This window comes from Streptomyces sp. UNOB3_S3 (assembly GCF_020740895.1).
GTDB lineage: Bacteria > Actinomycetota > Actinomycetes > Streptomycetales > Streptomycetaceae > Streptomyces.
Genome location: NZ_JAILXP010000759.1, coordinates 1 through 681, shown reverse-complemented (window position 1 = coordinate 681; position 681 = coordinate 1). Strand labels below are relative to the sequence as shown.

Below are 681 nucleotides of genomic sequence, written 5' to 3'. Positions count from 1 at the left end.
CCCCACCCCCAGCAGGAACAGCCCCGCCGTCACCGGCCACTGCCGGCCACCCGCGGTCCCCGCCAGCACCGTGGCCGCCGTGAACACCACCTGCCCCGCCAGGATCACCGGTATCCGGCCCAGCCGGTCCGCCGCCCGGCCCACCAGCGGGGACAGCCCGTACATGCCCAGGATGTGAAGGCTGATGGTGAGGCCGACCACGCTCAGCGAGGCCCCGTGATGGGCCAGGTGGACCGGCGTCATCGTCATCACCGACACCATCACGGCATGGCCGATCACCAGCGCGCCGAGGCCCGTCAGGGCCGCCGGCGAGGCGAGGACGTGGCGGGTGGCCTCGCGCATCCGGGTGCGGAAGGGGTGGGGGGCGGTGTGCGTGGCCATCGCTGTTCGCGGGGTTTCCGCGGGCGCTGTGGGCAGCCACTTCTGGATGACCGCCCAGCCCGCCACGAACGCCCCCACCGAGAAGACGAACGTCCCTGCCGGGCCCGGCAGGCCCAGCGGACGGGCGACCGCCTCCCCGGGACCGCTCAGATTGGGGCCCAGCACACTGCCCACCGTCGTGGCCCACACCACCAGCGACAGCGCCCCCGCCCGGGCGTCCGGCCCGGCGAGGTCGGTGGCCGCGTAGCGGGACTGGAGGTTCGAGGCGGACGCCGCGCCGATCAGCAGCATCCCCAGCAG

General features: G+C 74.7%; 1 protein-coding gene. It reads right to left on the bottom strand.

Going from position 1 to position 681, the window contains the following annotated elements; genetic code table 11:
- Positions 1–681, bottom strand: a 681-nt coding sequence (locus K6I33_RS35495) for an MFS transporter (protein ID WP_229358898.1), incomplete at both ends; no start/stop codon positions are given.